The following is a 12,309-nucleotide window of genomic DNA, read 5'->3' as shown; positions in this document are numbered from 1 at the left end:
GCGCCATGCATCCCTGGTTGTCAGCACTGATCGGCGGCGTGCTCATCGGGCTCGCCGCCACCTGGCTGCTCTGGGCGAACGGGCGCATCGCCGGCGTCAGCGGCATCGTCGACAACGTGGTGAAACGTTCCTCGCTCGACGAGTGGGGATGGCGCGCCGCTTTCATCGTCGGCCTGATGCTGGCAGGCGGCATCGCGATGAACGCGCAGGGGCAACATGCGTTGTCGCCGTACAAGTGGCCGATGTTGATCGTCGCCGGCTTGCTGGTCGGCTACGGCACCACGCTCGGCGGCGGCTGCACGAGCGGCCATGGCGTCTGCGGACTCGGGCGCATGTCGAAACGCTCCTTCGTTTCGGTCGTCCTGTTCGTCGCCAGCGCGATGGTCACGGTGTTCGTCCTGCGACACGTCATCCGTGTGTCGACATGAAGCGCATCCTCGCCGCGTTCCTTGCCGGTGCGGTGTTCGGCATCGGCCTCGTCGTCGGGCGCATGAGCGATCCGAACGTCGTACTCGGCTTCCTCGATGTCGCCGGCGATTTCGATCCCTCGCTGCTGTTCGTGATGCTCGGCGCGACGGGAACGACGATGTTGTTGTTCCCGTTCGTGCTGCGCCGCGACCGTCCCCTGCTCGACGCCGACTTCCACCTGCCGACCAAGACCATCGTCGATGCCAGGCTCGTAGCCGGCGCAGTGTTGTTCGGGATCGGCTGGGGTTTATCGGGTTATTGCCCCGGTCCCGTGCTGGTCGGCGCGGGCGGGGGCATGTGGACCGCGTGGGTGTTCCTTCCCGCGATGCTGGTCGGCGCGCTCTTGCAACGCAAAGTCTCCGCGCTGCGCGCGCGCTGAAGCGATTCAGGCGCGCAGCGTTTCCAGATCCGCGAGTTGCCGCTCCACATCCGCCAGCGGCCCTTCCATCGCGAGCTTCGCGAACCACGCCGGCTTGCGCCACATCACGAAGGCCGCGCCCGCCGCGAGCACCAGGCCCGCGGCGAGATTGCCGAGCACGAACCAGGGATTGACCAGCCACGCGTCGAAGTGGATCCAGCGCAGCGCGATCATCATGATCGGCACCCACATCACCGCGCCCGCGATCCACAGCACACGCTCGCAACGAATGCGCGTGCGGCGCAAGCGCAGCAAGCGTTCCTGCACGTCGGAGACGGGCAGCGCGTAATCCACGTTCGCCAATTGGACGAGCAAGACGATCGCCGTCGCCAGCAGGGCGATCCCGTACGCATGCACCGCAAGCCCGTAGGCGACCAAGTGCGGCGTGCCCAGATGATCGAACCAGTAGCCGCCCCCCCACACCGCGAACAGCAAACCGACCGCGATCTGCCACGACTGGCCCAGGGATGCGCGCGCGAGCTTGCCTTTCGTGCGCATCGCGAAGTTCTGCGAGCGCAATTGCGTGAGTTCGACTTCCTGTCGCGCGACGCGCGCATCCAGGGTCTTCCACGCCGATTCGAGTTCGTGCAGTTCCATGTTCGTCTCCGTCATGCATCGGCGACTTCGCGCCGCAGGTGGGTCTTGATCCGGTTCAGCCGCGTGGCGACGTTGCCTTCGGTGGTGCCGAGCACCTCCGCGCTTTCGCGATGGCTGCAACCTTCCAGGTGCAACAGCAGCAACGCGCGGTCGACATCGCCCAGGCTCGCCATCGCGCGCTGCACGAGCGTGAGTTGCTCGCGCACTTCGACATCGACGTCGAGCGCGCCGGCGAGTTGCGCGTGCGCATCGTCGTCATCGAGTGGTTCGTGGCGGCGATGGCGTTCGCGGCGTTGCCACGAAATCGCGACGTTCAGCGCGACGCGATACATCCAGGTCGCGAAGGCGCGCGAGCTGTCGTAAGCCGGCCACGCTTGCCAAAGTTGCATCGCAATGTCCTGCGCCAGGTCCGCGCGATCTTCCGGCGAGCGCGCATACGTGGCGGCGACTTTCAGCACGATGCCGCGATGGGCGGCGAGCAGCGACTGGAAATCCGGGGACAGGGCGAGGGTGGCGGTCACGTGGGCGTGTCGGAGGGGCTTGCCGGGGTGATACGCACGAGGGCGCGAAACATCACGGGCGGCCCCGCGTCACCCGGCCAGCGGCTCGCGTGCCTGGAACACGTTGCCTTCCGGGTCGCGGCCATCGCAGGCGCGGAAGCCGCGGGTTTCGGACTCCCACTCGCGTTCGGCCGGCCAGACTTCGCCGCCGAGCGCGGCAGCCTCGCGCCGCACGTTCGCGATGCTGTCGACGGGGAAGCACAGCTTCACGTACGTGTCTTCACGCGCGGCGCCGCGGGTGGCCGGCTCGCCGCGCAGCCCATGGATCGTGAGCTGGAATCCGTCGCGCTCCAGCACGACGTAAGCCGCATCGCCTTCCATGTGCCGCATGCCGAACACGGTGCGATAGAAGGCGGCGACGCGCGCCACATCGGCGACGAACACCACGGCGGCGGGCGAGGGCATGCGCATGTCGCGCAGCCTACACCGACTTCGGCCGGCTCGCCTTCGTGGTCCCGGAAGCCCGGGCGAGGGGCGTTACACGAATCCGGTGATGGCCCGCAGTGCGTCATCTGCATTCGCCTGCAGCAACAAGTGCGGCCCGGCGATATCGACAACCCTTGCGTTCGGCAGGACGCGCTGCAACGCCTCGGCGGCGCGCCGCGTCAACAGACGATCTTCGGTCGCGCGCAGGACCAGCGTGGGTACGGTGATCGCTGCGGCGCGCGCAATGACATCCGTCTCCAGCGCCGCACGCATGCGCGCACGCAGGACGTCCGCATGCACGTTCGACAAGGCTGCGGCCAACGTTCGTCGCAAATCGGGCGTACTCCAGCGACCGAGCAACCACGGCATCGCCCACGCCACCGGCACGGTGTGCACGGGTGCGATGCGCGTGAGCGCGGCGAACATCGACAGCCACGGCATCGGCTGTCGCGCGAACGTCGTCGACAACACGAGCGCCGCGAGATTCGGCGGCGGCGAGGCTGCAATGCGCATCGCCACGGGCCCCGAGAACGACTCGCCCAGCAACACGAACGGTTCCGACGCCGGCAGCGCTTTCCGCGCGAACGCTTCCAGCGCCGCGTAATCCATCACCCGGTCGCGCGGATAGGCGACGCAATCGACCGCTGTGAAGTGCGCGGCGGCGCGCTCGGCGAATCGGGAGAACATGTCCGCCGTGCCATCCAGGCCCGGCAAGCAGACCAAGCGCATCAGGCGACGCCTTCCAGGAATTCCGCCGACCACCGCAGCACATCGTCCGCGCATTCCCGATGCGGCACGTGGCCGCACGGATGCACGATCATGCGGCCGTCGCGCACGCCTTGCGCGATGCGTTGCGGGAATGCGACCGAGCCGAATTCGTCGCGCTCGCCGTGGATCGCGAGGACGGGGCAGGCGATGCGCGGCAACGCGGCATCGATGGACCAACGCGCGAAGTCAGGCGACAACCAGACCTCGGTCCACGCTTCGAGCACCCAGCGCGCCTTGTCGCCGTGCCATTTCGCGAGGCGCGCGAATTGCTCGGGATCTTCGAACGCGATCTTCGCCGCGCGGATGCCATCCAGCGTGCGCGATTCAACGAAGGCTTGCGCCGACTCGGTGATCACCGCTTCGCAACGCGTGCCTTGCGTCGCTGCGATCGCCAGCGCCATCGCACCGCCGACGCTATGGCCGAACAAGACGAAGCGCGTGAGGCCGATGGCATCTGCGAATGCGGCAAACGCCGCCGCTTCTTCGTCGACGAAATGGATCGAAGGCCGCGCATCACGCGCGCTGGAATGGCCGAAGCCCAGTCGGTCGTAAGCAATGACATCGCGTTGCATCGCGCTCGCGAGCGCCAGCGGAAATTCCCGCCACTGCTCCACCGACCCGAGCGAATCGTGCAGCAGCACGATCGGTGCGCGCTCACCTCCGCCCACCCATCGCCGCACGAACACGCGACCACCGGGCACGGCAACGGTGTTGTCCTGGTGAGCGCCGGTCACTACCGCCCGATCTTGAAGAGCGCGTCGATCAATCCTGCGAACAGGTCCGGCGCGGCGCGGGGAAACAGGAACGTGAACACCGTAAGGCCGGCGACGGCCCAGACGAGCACGTGGATCGAAAGCTCGCCGAGCAGGTAGTTCAACAACAGCCAGAGCAAGCCGAGCACCGGGACGGAAATGAAGATCGACCCGAGCGCCGTCATGGCCCGGCCCGTCAGCGTCAATTCTTCGTCGGTACGATCGCGGCGCATTGGCATCCCCCCGTGGCGGCACGATAGCATCGCGCCCGGGGAACCAGGGGGCAGGCATATGCTCGACCGATCGATGCGACGCACCGCGCCGCTGCTGACCGCACTTGTCATCGCGCTCGCGTCGCCTGCGGGTAACGCCAAGCGCGACGAAGCACCGCCGCCGCCACTCGAAGAAGTCATGACGATGCGCGTGGAAGGCACGATCACGATCGATGCCACCGGCCACGTCGTCGCCTACGAAATCGCGACGAAGAAGTTGCCCGACGCAGTCCGCATCCGCCTCGAGAAAGCCATCGGCGGTTGGTCTTTCGAACCCGTCGCGATGCCCGAAGGCAAGACCACGGGGACCACGTCGATGGATTTGATGATCGCGGCGATCAAGGTGCCGGAAGGTCATCTCCTTCGTCTGGAAGACGCAGCGTTCGGCGAAGGCTTGGACGCGCGCGAATCACACGTCGCCACGCGCACCTATCTCCAATCGCCGTATCGCTCGACCAATGCCATCGTGCGCGTGGCTGCGCGCGTCGATGCCGAAGGTCGCGCGGAAGACACCGGTTCGCTCCGCTGCACGTTGTTCAACGCGGGCGGCGATGCGGAAGAGAAGGCGCTGATCTGTCGTCGCCTGGAAAACCTGAGCGTGGAAGCGGTGCGGGTCGCCAAGTTCCGCGAGTTCAACATGACGCTGCCGGGCACGGCCGAGGTGCGCGTGATGTTCGAGCCCGAGGGTCCGATCGACGAACGCCCGGGCAAGTGGCGCATCGAATCGCGCACCGCGCAGCGCGAGATCGCATGGCACGCCGCGATGCGTGCGGCGCAGCCGGCACCGAAGATCGCGCTGCGCGAGGGGATCGTCGGCGCTTCGCTCTAGGCCGCCGGGGACCGGCAGTTTTTCGGTAGCGGGGACGGTAGTTCTACGGTTTCCGGCGTGGCGACGCGCCCCCAGCATGGGCGACGGTTTCCCCAGGAGCACCCCATGCTCGCCTCCCTTCGCTGCGCCTTGCCGGCCTTCGGCCTGCTCGTCCTCGCCGCGTGCAGCCGCACGCCGGAACCGGTCGCACCGCCCGCGGCATCCACCGCAGCGGCACCGACCGCGAGCGCGCCGCCCTCCGACGATGCGCGCGCCATCGCGAAAGAGGCGTACATCTACGGCTTCCCGATGGTCGACAGCTATCGCATCCAGCACGCGTATTTCGTCGACAAGGGCAACCCGGAATTCAAAGGCGGCTGGAACCAGATCCACAACACCGCGCGCGTGTTCACGCCGAAGGACAAGGCGATCCAGACCCCCAACTCCGACACGCCGTATTCCGCCCTCGGGGCGGACCTGCGCGCAGAGCCGCTGGTGATTTCCGTTCCCGCGGTGCAAGCAGGGCGCTATTACTCGGCGCAGTTCATCGACTTGTACACCTTCGACTTCGCGTACGTGGGCAGCCGTGCAACGGGGAGCGACGCCGCCAACTTCCTGCTCGTCGGGCCCAACTGGAAGGGCGAAACGCCGAAGGGCATCAAGGAGGTCATCCGTTCGGAAACCGAGTTGGCGTTCGTGCTGTTCCGCACGCAACTGTTCGACGCGGCCGACATCGAGAACGTCAAGAAGATCCAGGCGGGTTACAAAGTGCAGCCCTTGTCGAAATTCCTCGGCACCTCGCCCCCGCCTGCCGCGCCCCCGATCGACTTCATCGCACCGCTGACGCCCGATGCGCAGAAGACCTCGCCGGAGTTCTTCGGCGTGCTCAATTGGCTGCTGCAGTTCGCACCGACGCATCCGAGCGAGACGGCGATGATGGAGCGCTTCGCCAAGATCGGTGTCGGTGCGGGCAAGCCCTTCGACGTCGCGTCGCTGTCGGCCGAGCAACGTGCCGCGCTCGAAGGCGGCATGGCGGATGCCTGGAAGGCCTTCGCCGAATACAAGGCGACGAAGATCGACACGGGCAAGGAATCCAGCGCCGATTCGTTCGGCACCCGCGCGTACCTCAACGGCAATTACATGCGCCGCATGTCCGCCGCGGTGCTCGGCATCTATGGCAACGCGAAGGAAGAGGCGATGTATCCGGTGTACTTCACGGATGCGGCCGGCGCAAAACTGGATGGCGCGAACAAATACACGTTGCGCTTCGCACCGGGGCAACTGCCGCCGGCGAATGCGTTCTGGTCGGTGACGATGTACGAACTGCCCTCCAGCCTGCTCGTGGACAATGCGCTGAATCGGTATTTGATCAACACACCGATGTTGCCGTCGCTGAAGAAAGACGCCGACGGCGGGATCACGCTCTACATCCAGCACGCATCGCCGGGCAAGGACAAGGAAGCCAACTGGCTCCCCGCGCCGGCCGGCCCGTTCCTGGTGGCCATGCGCGTGTATTGGCCCAAGCCGGAAGCACTGGATGGAACATGGAAGGCGCCGCCGATGGAGCGAGCGCAGTAGGGCTCGTTAGCGCGTCGGGCGTCCGAGCCGATGGTCCGCGTCCTCAATCCCGGTTCACGGCGTATCCGAAAGTAACCACGCGATCGCGTCCGGCCGCTCGCGAAACTTGTGCATGCGATAGCCGAAACCCGCCGCGACCGGTTCCGAGGCCGCCGTGTGCGCGTCGGGCTGGTTGAGGAACGCGATGCGCGCGCCACGCGGGAACGAGAGCGACGTGAGCTTGTCGAGGAACGCGACCGCCTTCGAGGGCGGTTCGTCCTTCGGCCACGCCGAGGTGTAGTTGACGAGCAGGCGCTTGAAGCCTTCGCGGTGATAGCGGTCTTCGAGGTCGTCGAGCGCAGTGATGCGCGCAGCGTGGTCGATCTCGCCGGCGTAGCGCAGTTCGATGATGTCCGTGTCCGGAATCACCTTGATCGTGCTGTGCATCGATCGCTCTCCACGAGCCGTCCCCTGGTCGCCGGTGGTGGTCCGGCGCAGCCGTGAGGCGCGACTGTAGCAGGGGCGCGCCGGCGAGGAAGGTGCGGCAGGTCGCAACCTGCCGGGTCGTCGACGGCAGGGCAGCAGACGGAGACGTCAGTAATCGGCGAGCTTTTCGCCGTCGACTTCCAGCAATCGGTCCAGCCGCAGCGACTGCCCGGAATCGAACACGACGAACTCTTCGCCGTCGCGCGCATGCAGGTCCGCAATCGCCGCGTCGCGATGCTCGATCTGCCCGGCGTCGTTGCGGAACACGAAGTGCGCGCGCTTGCGCGTGGTCGCCAGCGATTCCAGCAAGTCGTGGAACTCGCAACTGATCGGCGTGTAGGCGGGCGGTCGCGTGGTCATGGGATCGGCATCGTACACTTGCCCGGCCGGCACCGCCGGTTCACTTCTCAGGGGACAGTAGCGCAATGGAAATCAGCAATCTGGAGGCCGTGCCGGGGCGCACGGTCGTGAAGCACCTCGGCCTGGTCCAGGGTTCGACCGTCCGCAGCAAGCATGCCGGCCGCGATCTCATGGCGGGTCTGAAGAACTTCGTCGGCGGGGAACTCAAGAGCTATACCGAACTGCTCGAGGAATCGCGCAAGGAAGCCATCCAGCGCATGCTGGGGCAGGCCAGGTCCGTGGGCGCCAACGCCGTCGTCAACGTGCGTTTCTCCACTTCCAACATCACCTCCGGCGCCGCCGAAGTGATGGCGTACGGCACCGCCGTATTGGTGGAATGACATGGAATTGATCTTCCAGTTGGTCGTCTTCGCGGCGCTGATGCTGGTCGGACTGTTGTTCGGCCGCATGGCGGAGAAGCGCCACTTCCGCGAACTCGCGGAGAAGGAAGCCGCCCTGCAGGACATCCTGGTGTTCGCCGGCAAGCGCTTGCCCGAAGACGTTGTCGTGGACCGGGCCACGCTGGTGTGCGGATCGGTCGTCGTCGCCGAGGATTACTTCAAACGCGTCGCGGCGATGGTCAAGGGCCTCGTGGGCGGTCGGCTGACCGCTTATGAATCCCTGATGGATCGCGGGCGCCGGGAAGCGATCGTGCGCATGAAGGAAGAAGCGCGGAAGGTCGGCGCGACGATGGTGTTCAACGTGCGCTTCGAAACCGCGTCGCTGGCCGAGGACACCGCGCGGAAGCAGCCGATGTTCTCCGCCGAGTTCCTCGCCTACGGCACCGCGTTGGTGCGTCGCTGACGGCGATGCAGTACGAGAATCCGCCGGTCGATCACGACGTGAACGTGTCGCGCGAGAGCGTGCCGGCGGAATTCCTTCGGTTGTGCGCAGGGTTGGCGATCATCCTGCTGGCGTTGGCCGCCGTGCTGTACGTGGCCGGCGGCTGGCTCGCGCGGTGCGTGCCGTTCTCGTTCGAGCAACGGCTGGTGGGCGAGCGCGTGGTCGGCATCGAGCTTTACGAACGTGCCGACGTGAAGCATGCGCGCGACGCCGAGCGCATCGCGTACCTGCAGGCGTTGGTCGATCGACTGGCGTCCCGCATGCAGGTCCCGCGCGACATGCCGCTGCGCGTGCACCTCGCCGACAGCGACGTGCCCAACGCGTTCGCGACGCTGGGCGGGCACATCGTCGTGACGCGCGGCCTGTACCGCCGGATGCCGAGCGAGAACGCACTGGCGCTGGTGCTCGCGCACGAGATCGCGCACGTGCGCGAACGCGATCCGATTTCGTCGGTCGGCGGTGGCGCGAGCGTCGCGCTCGGCCTGGCATTGTTGTCGGGCGATGGCGAGTCGTTGATGCCGCAGATCGGGCAACTGGTCAGCCTGGGCTATTCGCGCAACGCCGAAACGCGCGCCGATACCGCGGCGCTGGATGGATTGCGCCGAACGTACGGCGATGCGCGCGGCGCCGATGGCGTGTTCGATGTCCTGTCGGGATACCGGCGCGAATCCGGCATGCCCGACGTTCCGACGCTGCTTTCGACGCACCCGTCGGATCGCACGCGAATCGAGCGCATGCGGGCGGCGGCGAAGCACGCGCATTCGAAGGCGATACCGCTGCGTATCTCGGTGGCCGACTGAGACCGGCGCGCCCCGCATGCGCATCGACACCCTGCCGGACGGCACTCCCTGCGCTTGGGCGCGCGCCCTTGAATACGCGCTTCCCCCCATCCGGACGTCCCGCATGCATCTCGCACGCCTGTCCCTGTCCGTCGCGCTGACCCTCGCTGCCGCCAGCGGCTTCGCCCACGCCGCAGAGCCCGTGCAGGTTGCGCCTTCCGATCTCCATCTCGAAGCGCTGCGCCCGACGACGCAGACCTACGTCGTGTACTTCCACGGCGCGCCCGACACCGGCTTCAAGCGCACGATGCTCGCCACGACGCAAGTCGCGCGCGAACGCGTCGACGGCGCCGACGCGTGGGTGATCACGCAACACTGGGAAGACGAAACCGGCGTGGTGCACACCGCGCGCACCGTGCATTCGGCGCGCGATCTCGCCACGCTCGCGCAAACCTCGTCGTGGAAACGCCCCACCGCCGAATACACCACCACGGTCGATCCGAAGAAAGGCCGCGGCACCATCGAAGGCAACGTGCCCGATGCCATGCGCCAGAAAATGGAAGCCGGCTTCCCGTCGATGAAGGACGGCTGGTGGATGAACTGGCATTCCGACCTGACGCTGCTGCCGTTGTTGCCTTATGAAAAGGGCGGCACCTTGCGCGTGCATCTGTTCGACGTCGGCATGGAAGCGCCGATGGACGTGGACTACACCGTGGTCGGCGAACGCAAACTCGTCGGCGGCGACGGCACGCAACACGACACCTGGCTGGTGGAAACCGAAAGCGGTCAACCGGGGAAGGGCAACTACCAGCGCTTCTGGATCGACAAGGCCAGCCGCGTGGTGCTGAAGGAAGAGGACGTCTTCAACGGCATGTATCGCTCGAAGGTGTTGCTGAGCGTGCCTGCGGTGGTGGAATTTCCGTTGCCGGCGGCTGCCGTGCCATGATTTCCCCAGGCAGGGGAGGGATGGCGCATGAAAGGATTCCTGGCATTGATCGTGCTGGCGTGGGCGAACATCGCCTTCGCCGCGCAACCCGCGGGATCGGCGTCGCCTGAAGCGCGCCAGGTTTCGATCTATTCGTTGCTGGGCGATCCGCAGCGCTTCGACGGCAAGCTCGTACGAGTCATCGGCGTCGCCGATTTCTATTCCGGGTTCGAAGGCAAGTGGCGGCTCTTTCCGACCCCCGACGACCGGGAACACTTCACCCATGCGGGCATCGAGATCGGCAAGTTGGCGCCCGAACTCCAAGCGCACCGCGAAAGCTACGACGCGCTGACCGGCAAGTACGTCATTCTCGAAGGTATCTTCAGGTTCGAGCCCGCGCGCGAAGGCGACCCGTTGCTGTTTTGCACGACCTGCGACGATACCTACACCATCGTGGACGTCGATCGCCTGGAAGCGTGGGACTTTTGAGTCACATGTCCAGAAATTCGCGTTGGCTCATCTCCGCGATCGCCTGCCTGGCAACCGCGGGTTGCTTCTGGGAAACCCCGGATTCGTCGTTCGATACCGCATCGGACGCCATCGACGCGGGCTTGGTCTACAAGGGCTGGATTCCCGGGTGGCTTCCGCACGATGCCGTCGAATTGCGCGAGGTCCACAACATCGACACGAGCGCCAGCGAACTATCGTTCGAGATCCCCGGCGCCAGGTCCCTCAAACTTCCGGACGATTGCAAGCCGATCGCTTATGCGCAGACGGTGCCGGCGATCATCCAGCGCCGTTGGTGGCCTTCGGAGGAAGCGTTGCGAACGGAGTACAGATTCTTCAAATGCGACGCGGATGCGGCCGGGTACGTTTTCGTCGGTCTGCGGAACGACGGAAAGCGGGTCGTGCATTGGCGCACCTACGGCCGCTGATGCGCGGCCGGGCTTACGCTTCGTCGGTGAGCTTGAATCGGTTGTAAGCCTGGTTGAGGCGTTCGCCCAACATCACGCCGATGCGCGCGCAACTTTGTTCCATGTCGGCGAGCACTTCTCGATCCGGTTGGGAGAGTGCGTCGCTCGAGCGCAGCAAGTACAGGCCCGTCACGACGGGCTGCAAGAGGTCGCGGATTTCGCGCTCGGTCGTGGTCACCAGTTCTTCGCGCGATGCGGTGTCGGTTAGAAGATCGTGCAAACGGGTGACGCTGGTGGCCAGGTCGTCGGCGATGTCGAGTTGATGCCCGATCAGCCGGGCGAACAGGGTGAGCGACTTCTCCTTGACCGGATCGGCGTCGACGTCGCTCGGTGCGCTGTCGATCGCGCACAGGGTGCCGAAGAAATCGCCGTTGCGGAGGAAGATCGGTACCGAGATGTAGCTTTCCAGGCCGTACTGCAGCGGCGTGTGGTGCGTGCGGTAGATCGGATGCGCGCTGGCATGGCCGAAGACGACCGGCTGGTGGTGCTGCCGGATCTCGTTGCAGATCGTCGACTCCAGGACCAGGTCCGCGCCCGGCGCGAGGCCGAAACCGAGGTCGTCGCGCACCGCGCATGCGGTCCAGTGGGTTTCGGTGACCCGCGCCACTGCGGCGAAGCGCAGCCCCGTCAGCTCGATGACGGCATCGAGGATGGTCGGAACGGAAGGGCAACGGGCGACTTTCGCGATGTCGGCATCGATCGCGATTCGATTGGAGGGCGTGGTCACTCGGTGAGTCTACCGGCGGTTGGGGCGGGGGGATTCAGCATGGTGAACCCGTTCAGGTGGAAGCGTTCGTGAAACGTGCGGTCGCCCGAGGGCGTACCCTGTCGTCACATGTCTACCCCCAACCCCGATGCGGCCTCCACGTCTTGCGAGGGTCCCGTCGATGAATCGTGCGCGGAACCCCACTGCAGTCGTTGCGACGCCGTTTGCTGCCGACTGACCGTCGTGGTCATGCCCGAAGACCGCGTTCCCTCCCACCTGCTCGATACGCGCAACGGCCTGACGGTCATGGCGCACGACGAGGAAGGCTGGTGCGTGGCGCTGGATTCGGCCCGCATGTGCTGCTCGATCTACGAATCGCGCCCGGAGGTCTGCCGGCGGTTCGTGATGGGCGGGCCGTATTGCCGCAGCGTGCGGGCCGAGTACTCCGAGCGCCGCGCGCTGGGCATCGAACTGGTCGCCTACTGACTCCGTAGTTTTACTGACGCGGCCTTACGTGGAAGCTCCGACGCGCGCCCCTCGACGCGTGCGCATCATTGTGGCCGACCCGGAT

20 protein-coding genes are annotated in these 12,309 nt (G+C 66.1%); 11 read left to right on the top strand and 9 right to left on the bottom strand.

Features of this window, described 5'->3' with window-relative positions; all coding sequences use genetic code 11:
- The first annotated feature begins 5 nt into the window (after positions 1-5).
- Both GN331_RS14805 and GN331_RS14800 read left to right on the top strand, forming a co-directional pair.
- Positions 6-428 (top strand): YeeE/YedE family protein, encoded by a 423-nt coding sequence (locus GN331_RS14805; protein WP_156643067.1) that lies wholly within the window; start codon positions 6-8, stop codon positions 426-428.
- Positions 425-847 carry a DUF6691 family protein gene (locus GN331_RS14800; RefSeq protein ID WP_156643066.1) on the top strand — a complete coding sequence of 141 codons (423 nt, stop codon included), beginning with the start codon at positions 425-427 and terminating at the stop codon, positions 845-847. Before GN331_RS14805 ends, GN331_RS14800 begins: the two co-directional genes overlap by 4 nt.
- Positions 848-853: 6 nt before the next feature.
- Here the strand turns inward: GN331_RS14800 and GN331_RS14795 are convergent, their stop codons facing one another.
- The 6 genes from GN331_RS14795 to GN331_RS16830 form a co-directional block, all read right to left on the bottom strand.
- Positions 854-1,483, bottom strand: coding sequence for a hypothetical protein (locus GN331_RS14795; RefSeq protein ID WP_156643065.1), 630 nt, complete (start codon positions 1,481-1,483; stop codon positions 854-856).
- A gap of 11 nt (positions 1,484-1,494) precedes the next feature.
- Positions 1,495-2,004, bottom strand: a complete 510-nt coding sequence (locus GN331_RS14790) for an RNA polymerase sigma factor (protein WP_331713502.1) — start codon at positions 2,002-2,004, stop codon at positions 1,495-1,497.
- A gap of 69 nt (positions 2,005-2,073) precedes the next feature.
- Positions 2,074-2,454 carry a VOC family protein gene (locus tag GN331_RS14785; RefSeq protein ID WP_156643064.1) on the bottom strand — a complete coding sequence of 127 codons (381 nt, stop codon included), beginning with the start codon at positions 2,452-2,454 and terminating at the stop codon, positions 2,074-2,076.
- Between the two features lie 66 nt (positions 2,455-2,520).
- Entirely contained in the window at positions 2,521-3,198 is a 678-nt protein-coding gene (locus GN331_RS14780; protein WP_197427167.1) for an alpha/beta fold hydrolase, read from the bottom strand.
- Complete coding sequence (locus GN331_RS16835) at positions 3,198-3,971, bottom strand: alpha/beta fold hydrolase (RefSeq protein WP_331713501.1); 774 nt, start codon at positions 3,969-3,971, stop codon at positions 3,198-3,200. Before GN331_RS16835 ends, GN331_RS14780 begins: the two co-directional genes overlap by 1 nt.
- A complete protein-coding gene (locus GN331_RS16830) occupies positions 3,971-4,222 on the bottom strand; it encodes a hypothetical protein (RefSeq protein WP_231734528.1) in 252 nt (83 codons plus the stop codon). The genes GN331_RS16835 and GN331_RS16830 overlap by 1 nt, the downstream gene beginning before the upstream one ends.
- A gap of 58 nt (positions 4,223-4,280) precedes the next feature.
- On the opposite strand from GN331_RS16830, the gene GN331_RS14770 reads away from it, so the two are divergent.
- Together GN331_RS14770 and GN331_RS14765 are read left to right on the top strand one after the other, a co-directional pair.
- Positions 4,281-5,090 carry a hypothetical protein gene (locus tag GN331_RS14770; protein WP_156643061.1) on the top strand — a complete coding sequence of 270 codons (810 nt, stop codon included), beginning with the start codon at positions 4,281-4,283 and terminating at the stop codon, positions 5,088-5,090.
- Between the two features lie 105 nt (positions 5,091-5,195).
- A complete protein-coding gene (locus tag GN331_RS14765; RefSeq protein ID WP_156643060.1) occupies positions 5,196-6,647 on the top strand; it encodes a DUF1254 domain-containing protein in 1,452 nt (483 codons plus the stop codon).
- Positions 6,648-6,701: 54 nt separating this feature from the next.
- Here the strand turns inward: GN331_RS14765 and GN331_RS14760 are convergent, their stop codons facing one another.
- Positions 6,702-7,073 carry a hypothetical protein gene (locus GN331_RS14760; protein WP_156643059.1) on the bottom strand — a complete coding sequence of 124 codons (372 nt, stop codon included), beginning with the start codon at positions 7,071-7,073 and terminating at the stop codon, positions 6,702-6,704.
- Positions 7,074-7,220: 147 nt separating this feature from the next.
- Positions 7,221-7,472: a hypothetical protein gene (locus GN331_RS14755; protein ID WP_156643058.1), complete on the bottom strand. Its 252-nt coding sequence runs from the start codon at positions 7,470-7,472 to the stop codon at positions 7,221-7,223.
- Between the two features lie 65 nt (positions 7,473-7,537).
- Between GN331_RS14755 and GN331_RS14750 the strand changes: the two genes are divergently transcribed.
- The 6 genes from GN331_RS14750 (at position 7,538) to GN331_RS14725 (ending at position 10,993) form a co-directional block, all read left to right on the top strand.
- The gene (locus GN331_RS14750) at positions 7,538-7,852 is read left to right on the top strand and encodes a YbjQ family protein (RefSeq protein WP_156643057.1); all 315 of its coding nucleotides are present in this window, start codon (positions 7,538-7,540) and stop codon (positions 7,850-7,852) included.
- A 1-nt stretch (position 7,853) separates the two neighbouring features.
- On the top strand, positions 7,854-8,315 hold the full coding sequence (locus tag GN331_RS14745; protein ID WP_156643056.1) for a YbjQ family protein: 462 nt from the start codon (positions 7,854-7,856) through the stop codon (positions 8,313-8,315).
- A gap of 5 nt (positions 8,316-8,320) precedes the next feature.
- The gene (locus GN331_RS14740; RefSeq protein ID WP_156643055.1) at positions 8,321-9,154 is read left to right on the top strand and encodes a M48 family metallopeptidase; all 834 of its coding nucleotides are present in this window, start codon (positions 8,321-8,323) and stop codon (positions 9,152-9,154) included.
- A 103-nt stretch (positions 9,155-9,257) separates the two neighbouring features.
- Complete coding sequence (locus tag GN331_RS14735) at positions 9,258-10,079, top strand: DUF3108 domain-containing protein (protein WP_156643054.1); 822 nt, start codon at positions 9,258-9,260, stop codon at positions 10,077-10,079.
- Between the two features lie 27 nt (positions 10,080-10,106).
- Positions 10,107-10,547, top strand: a complete 441-nt coding sequence (locus tag GN331_RS14730; RefSeq protein ID WP_156643053.1) for a hypothetical protein — start codon at positions 10,107-10,109, stop codon at positions 10,545-10,547.
- 5 nt (positions 10,548-10,552) lie between these two features.
- A complete protein-coding gene (locus GN331_RS14725; RefSeq protein WP_156643052.1) occupies positions 10,553-10,993 on the top strand; it encodes a YbbD-related protein in 441 nt (146 codons plus the stop codon).
- Positions 10,994-11,006: 13 nt separating this feature from the next.
- Here GN331_RS14725 and GN331_RS14720 read toward each other — a convergent pair whose 3' ends face one another.
- On the bottom strand, positions 11,007-11,759 hold the full coding sequence (locus GN331_RS14720; protein ID WP_331713500.1) for a GAF domain-containing protein: 753 nt from the start codon (positions 11,757-11,759) through the stop codon (positions 11,007-11,009).
- Between the two features lie 108 nt (positions 11,760-11,867).
- Here GN331_RS14720 and GN331_RS14715 point away from each other — a divergent pair, with 108 nt between their 5' ends.
- Entirely contained in the window at positions 11,868-12,224 is a 357-nt protein-coding gene (locus tag GN331_RS14715; RefSeq protein WP_156643051.1) for a YkgJ family cysteine cluster protein, read from the top strand.
- Positions 12,225-12,309: the final 85 nt, after the last annotated feature.

It is taken from the genome of Noviluteimonas gilva, from assembly GCF_009740395.1.
Taxonomy (GTDB): Bacteria; Pseudomonadota; Gammaproteobacteria; order Xanthomonadales; family Xanthomonadaceae; genus Noviluteimonas; species Noviluteimonas gilva.
Note: the sequence above shows the minus strand (reverse complement) of the source record. Positions and strands in the feature narration are given on the sequence as shown.

Excerpts from the sequence above, each read along its gene's own strand:
- GN331_RS14805 (WP_156643067.1), top strand. The coding sequence starts at position 6 with ATGCATCCCTGGTTGTCAGCACTGATCGGCGGCGTGCTCATCGGGCTC.
- GN331_RS14800 (WP_156643066.1), top strand. The coding sequence starts at position 425 with ATGAAGCGCATCCTCGCCGCGTTCCTTGCCGGTGCGGTGTTCGGCATC.
- GN331_RS14795 (WP_156643065.1), bottom strand. The coding sequence starts at position 1,483 with ATGGAACTGCACGAACTCGAATCGGCGTGGAAGACCCTGGATGCGCGC.
- GN331_RS14785 (WP_156643064.1), bottom strand. The coding sequence starts at position 2,454 with ATGCGCATGCCCTCGCCCGCCGCCGTGGTGTTCGTCGCCGATGTGGCG.
- GN331_RS14780 (WP_197427167.1), bottom strand. The coding sequence starts at position 3,198 with ATGCGCTTGGTCTGCTTGCCGGGCCTGGATGGCACGGCGGACATGTTC.
- GN331_RS16830 (WP_231734528.1), bottom strand. The coding sequence starts at position 4,222 with ATGCGCCGCGATCGTACCGACGAAGAATTGACGCTGACGGGCCGGGCC.
- GN331_RS14770 (WP_156643061.1), top strand. The coding sequence starts at position 4,281 with ATGCTCGACCGATCGATGCGACGCACCGCGCCGCTGCTGACCGCACTT.
- GN331_RS14765 (WP_156643060.1), top strand. The coding sequence starts at position 5,196 with ATGCTCGCCTCCCTTCGCTGCGCCTTGCCGGCCTTCGGCCTGCTCGTC.
- GN331_RS14760 (WP_156643059.1), bottom strand. The coding sequence starts at position 7,073 with ATGCACAGCACGATCAAGGTGATTCCGGACACGGACATCATCGAACTG.
- GN331_RS14755 (WP_156643058.1), bottom strand. The coding sequence starts at position 7,472 with ATGACCACGCGACCGCCCGCCTACACGCCGATCAGTTGCGAGTTCCAC.
- GN331_RS14750 (WP_156643057.1), top strand. The coding sequence starts at position 7,538 with ATGGAAATCAGCAATCTGGAGGCCGTGCCGGGGCGCACGGTCGTGAAG.
- GN331_RS14745 (WP_156643056.1), top strand. The coding sequence starts at position 7,854 with ATGGAATTGATCTTCCAGTTGGTCGTCTTCGCGGCGCTGATGCTGGTC.
- GN331_RS14740 (WP_156643055.1), top strand. The coding sequence starts at position 8,321 with ATGCAGTACGAGAATCCGCCGGTCGATCACGACGTGAACGTGTCGCGC.
- GN331_RS14735 (WP_156643054.1), top strand. The coding sequence starts at position 9,258 with ATGCATCTCGCACGCCTGTCCCTGTCCGTCGCGCTGACCCTCGCTGCC.
- GN331_RS14730 (WP_156643053.1), top strand. The coding sequence starts at position 10,107 with ATGAAAGGATTCCTGGCATTGATCGTGCTGGCGTGGGCGAACATCGCC.
- GN331_RS14725 (WP_156643052.1), top strand. The coding sequence starts at position 10,553 with ATGTCCAGAAATTCGCGTTGGCTCATCTCCGCGATCGCCTGCCTGGCA.
- GN331_RS14715 (WP_156643051.1), top strand. The coding sequence starts at position 11,868 with ATGTCTACCCCCAACCCCGATGCGGCCTCCACGTCTTGCGAGGGTCCC.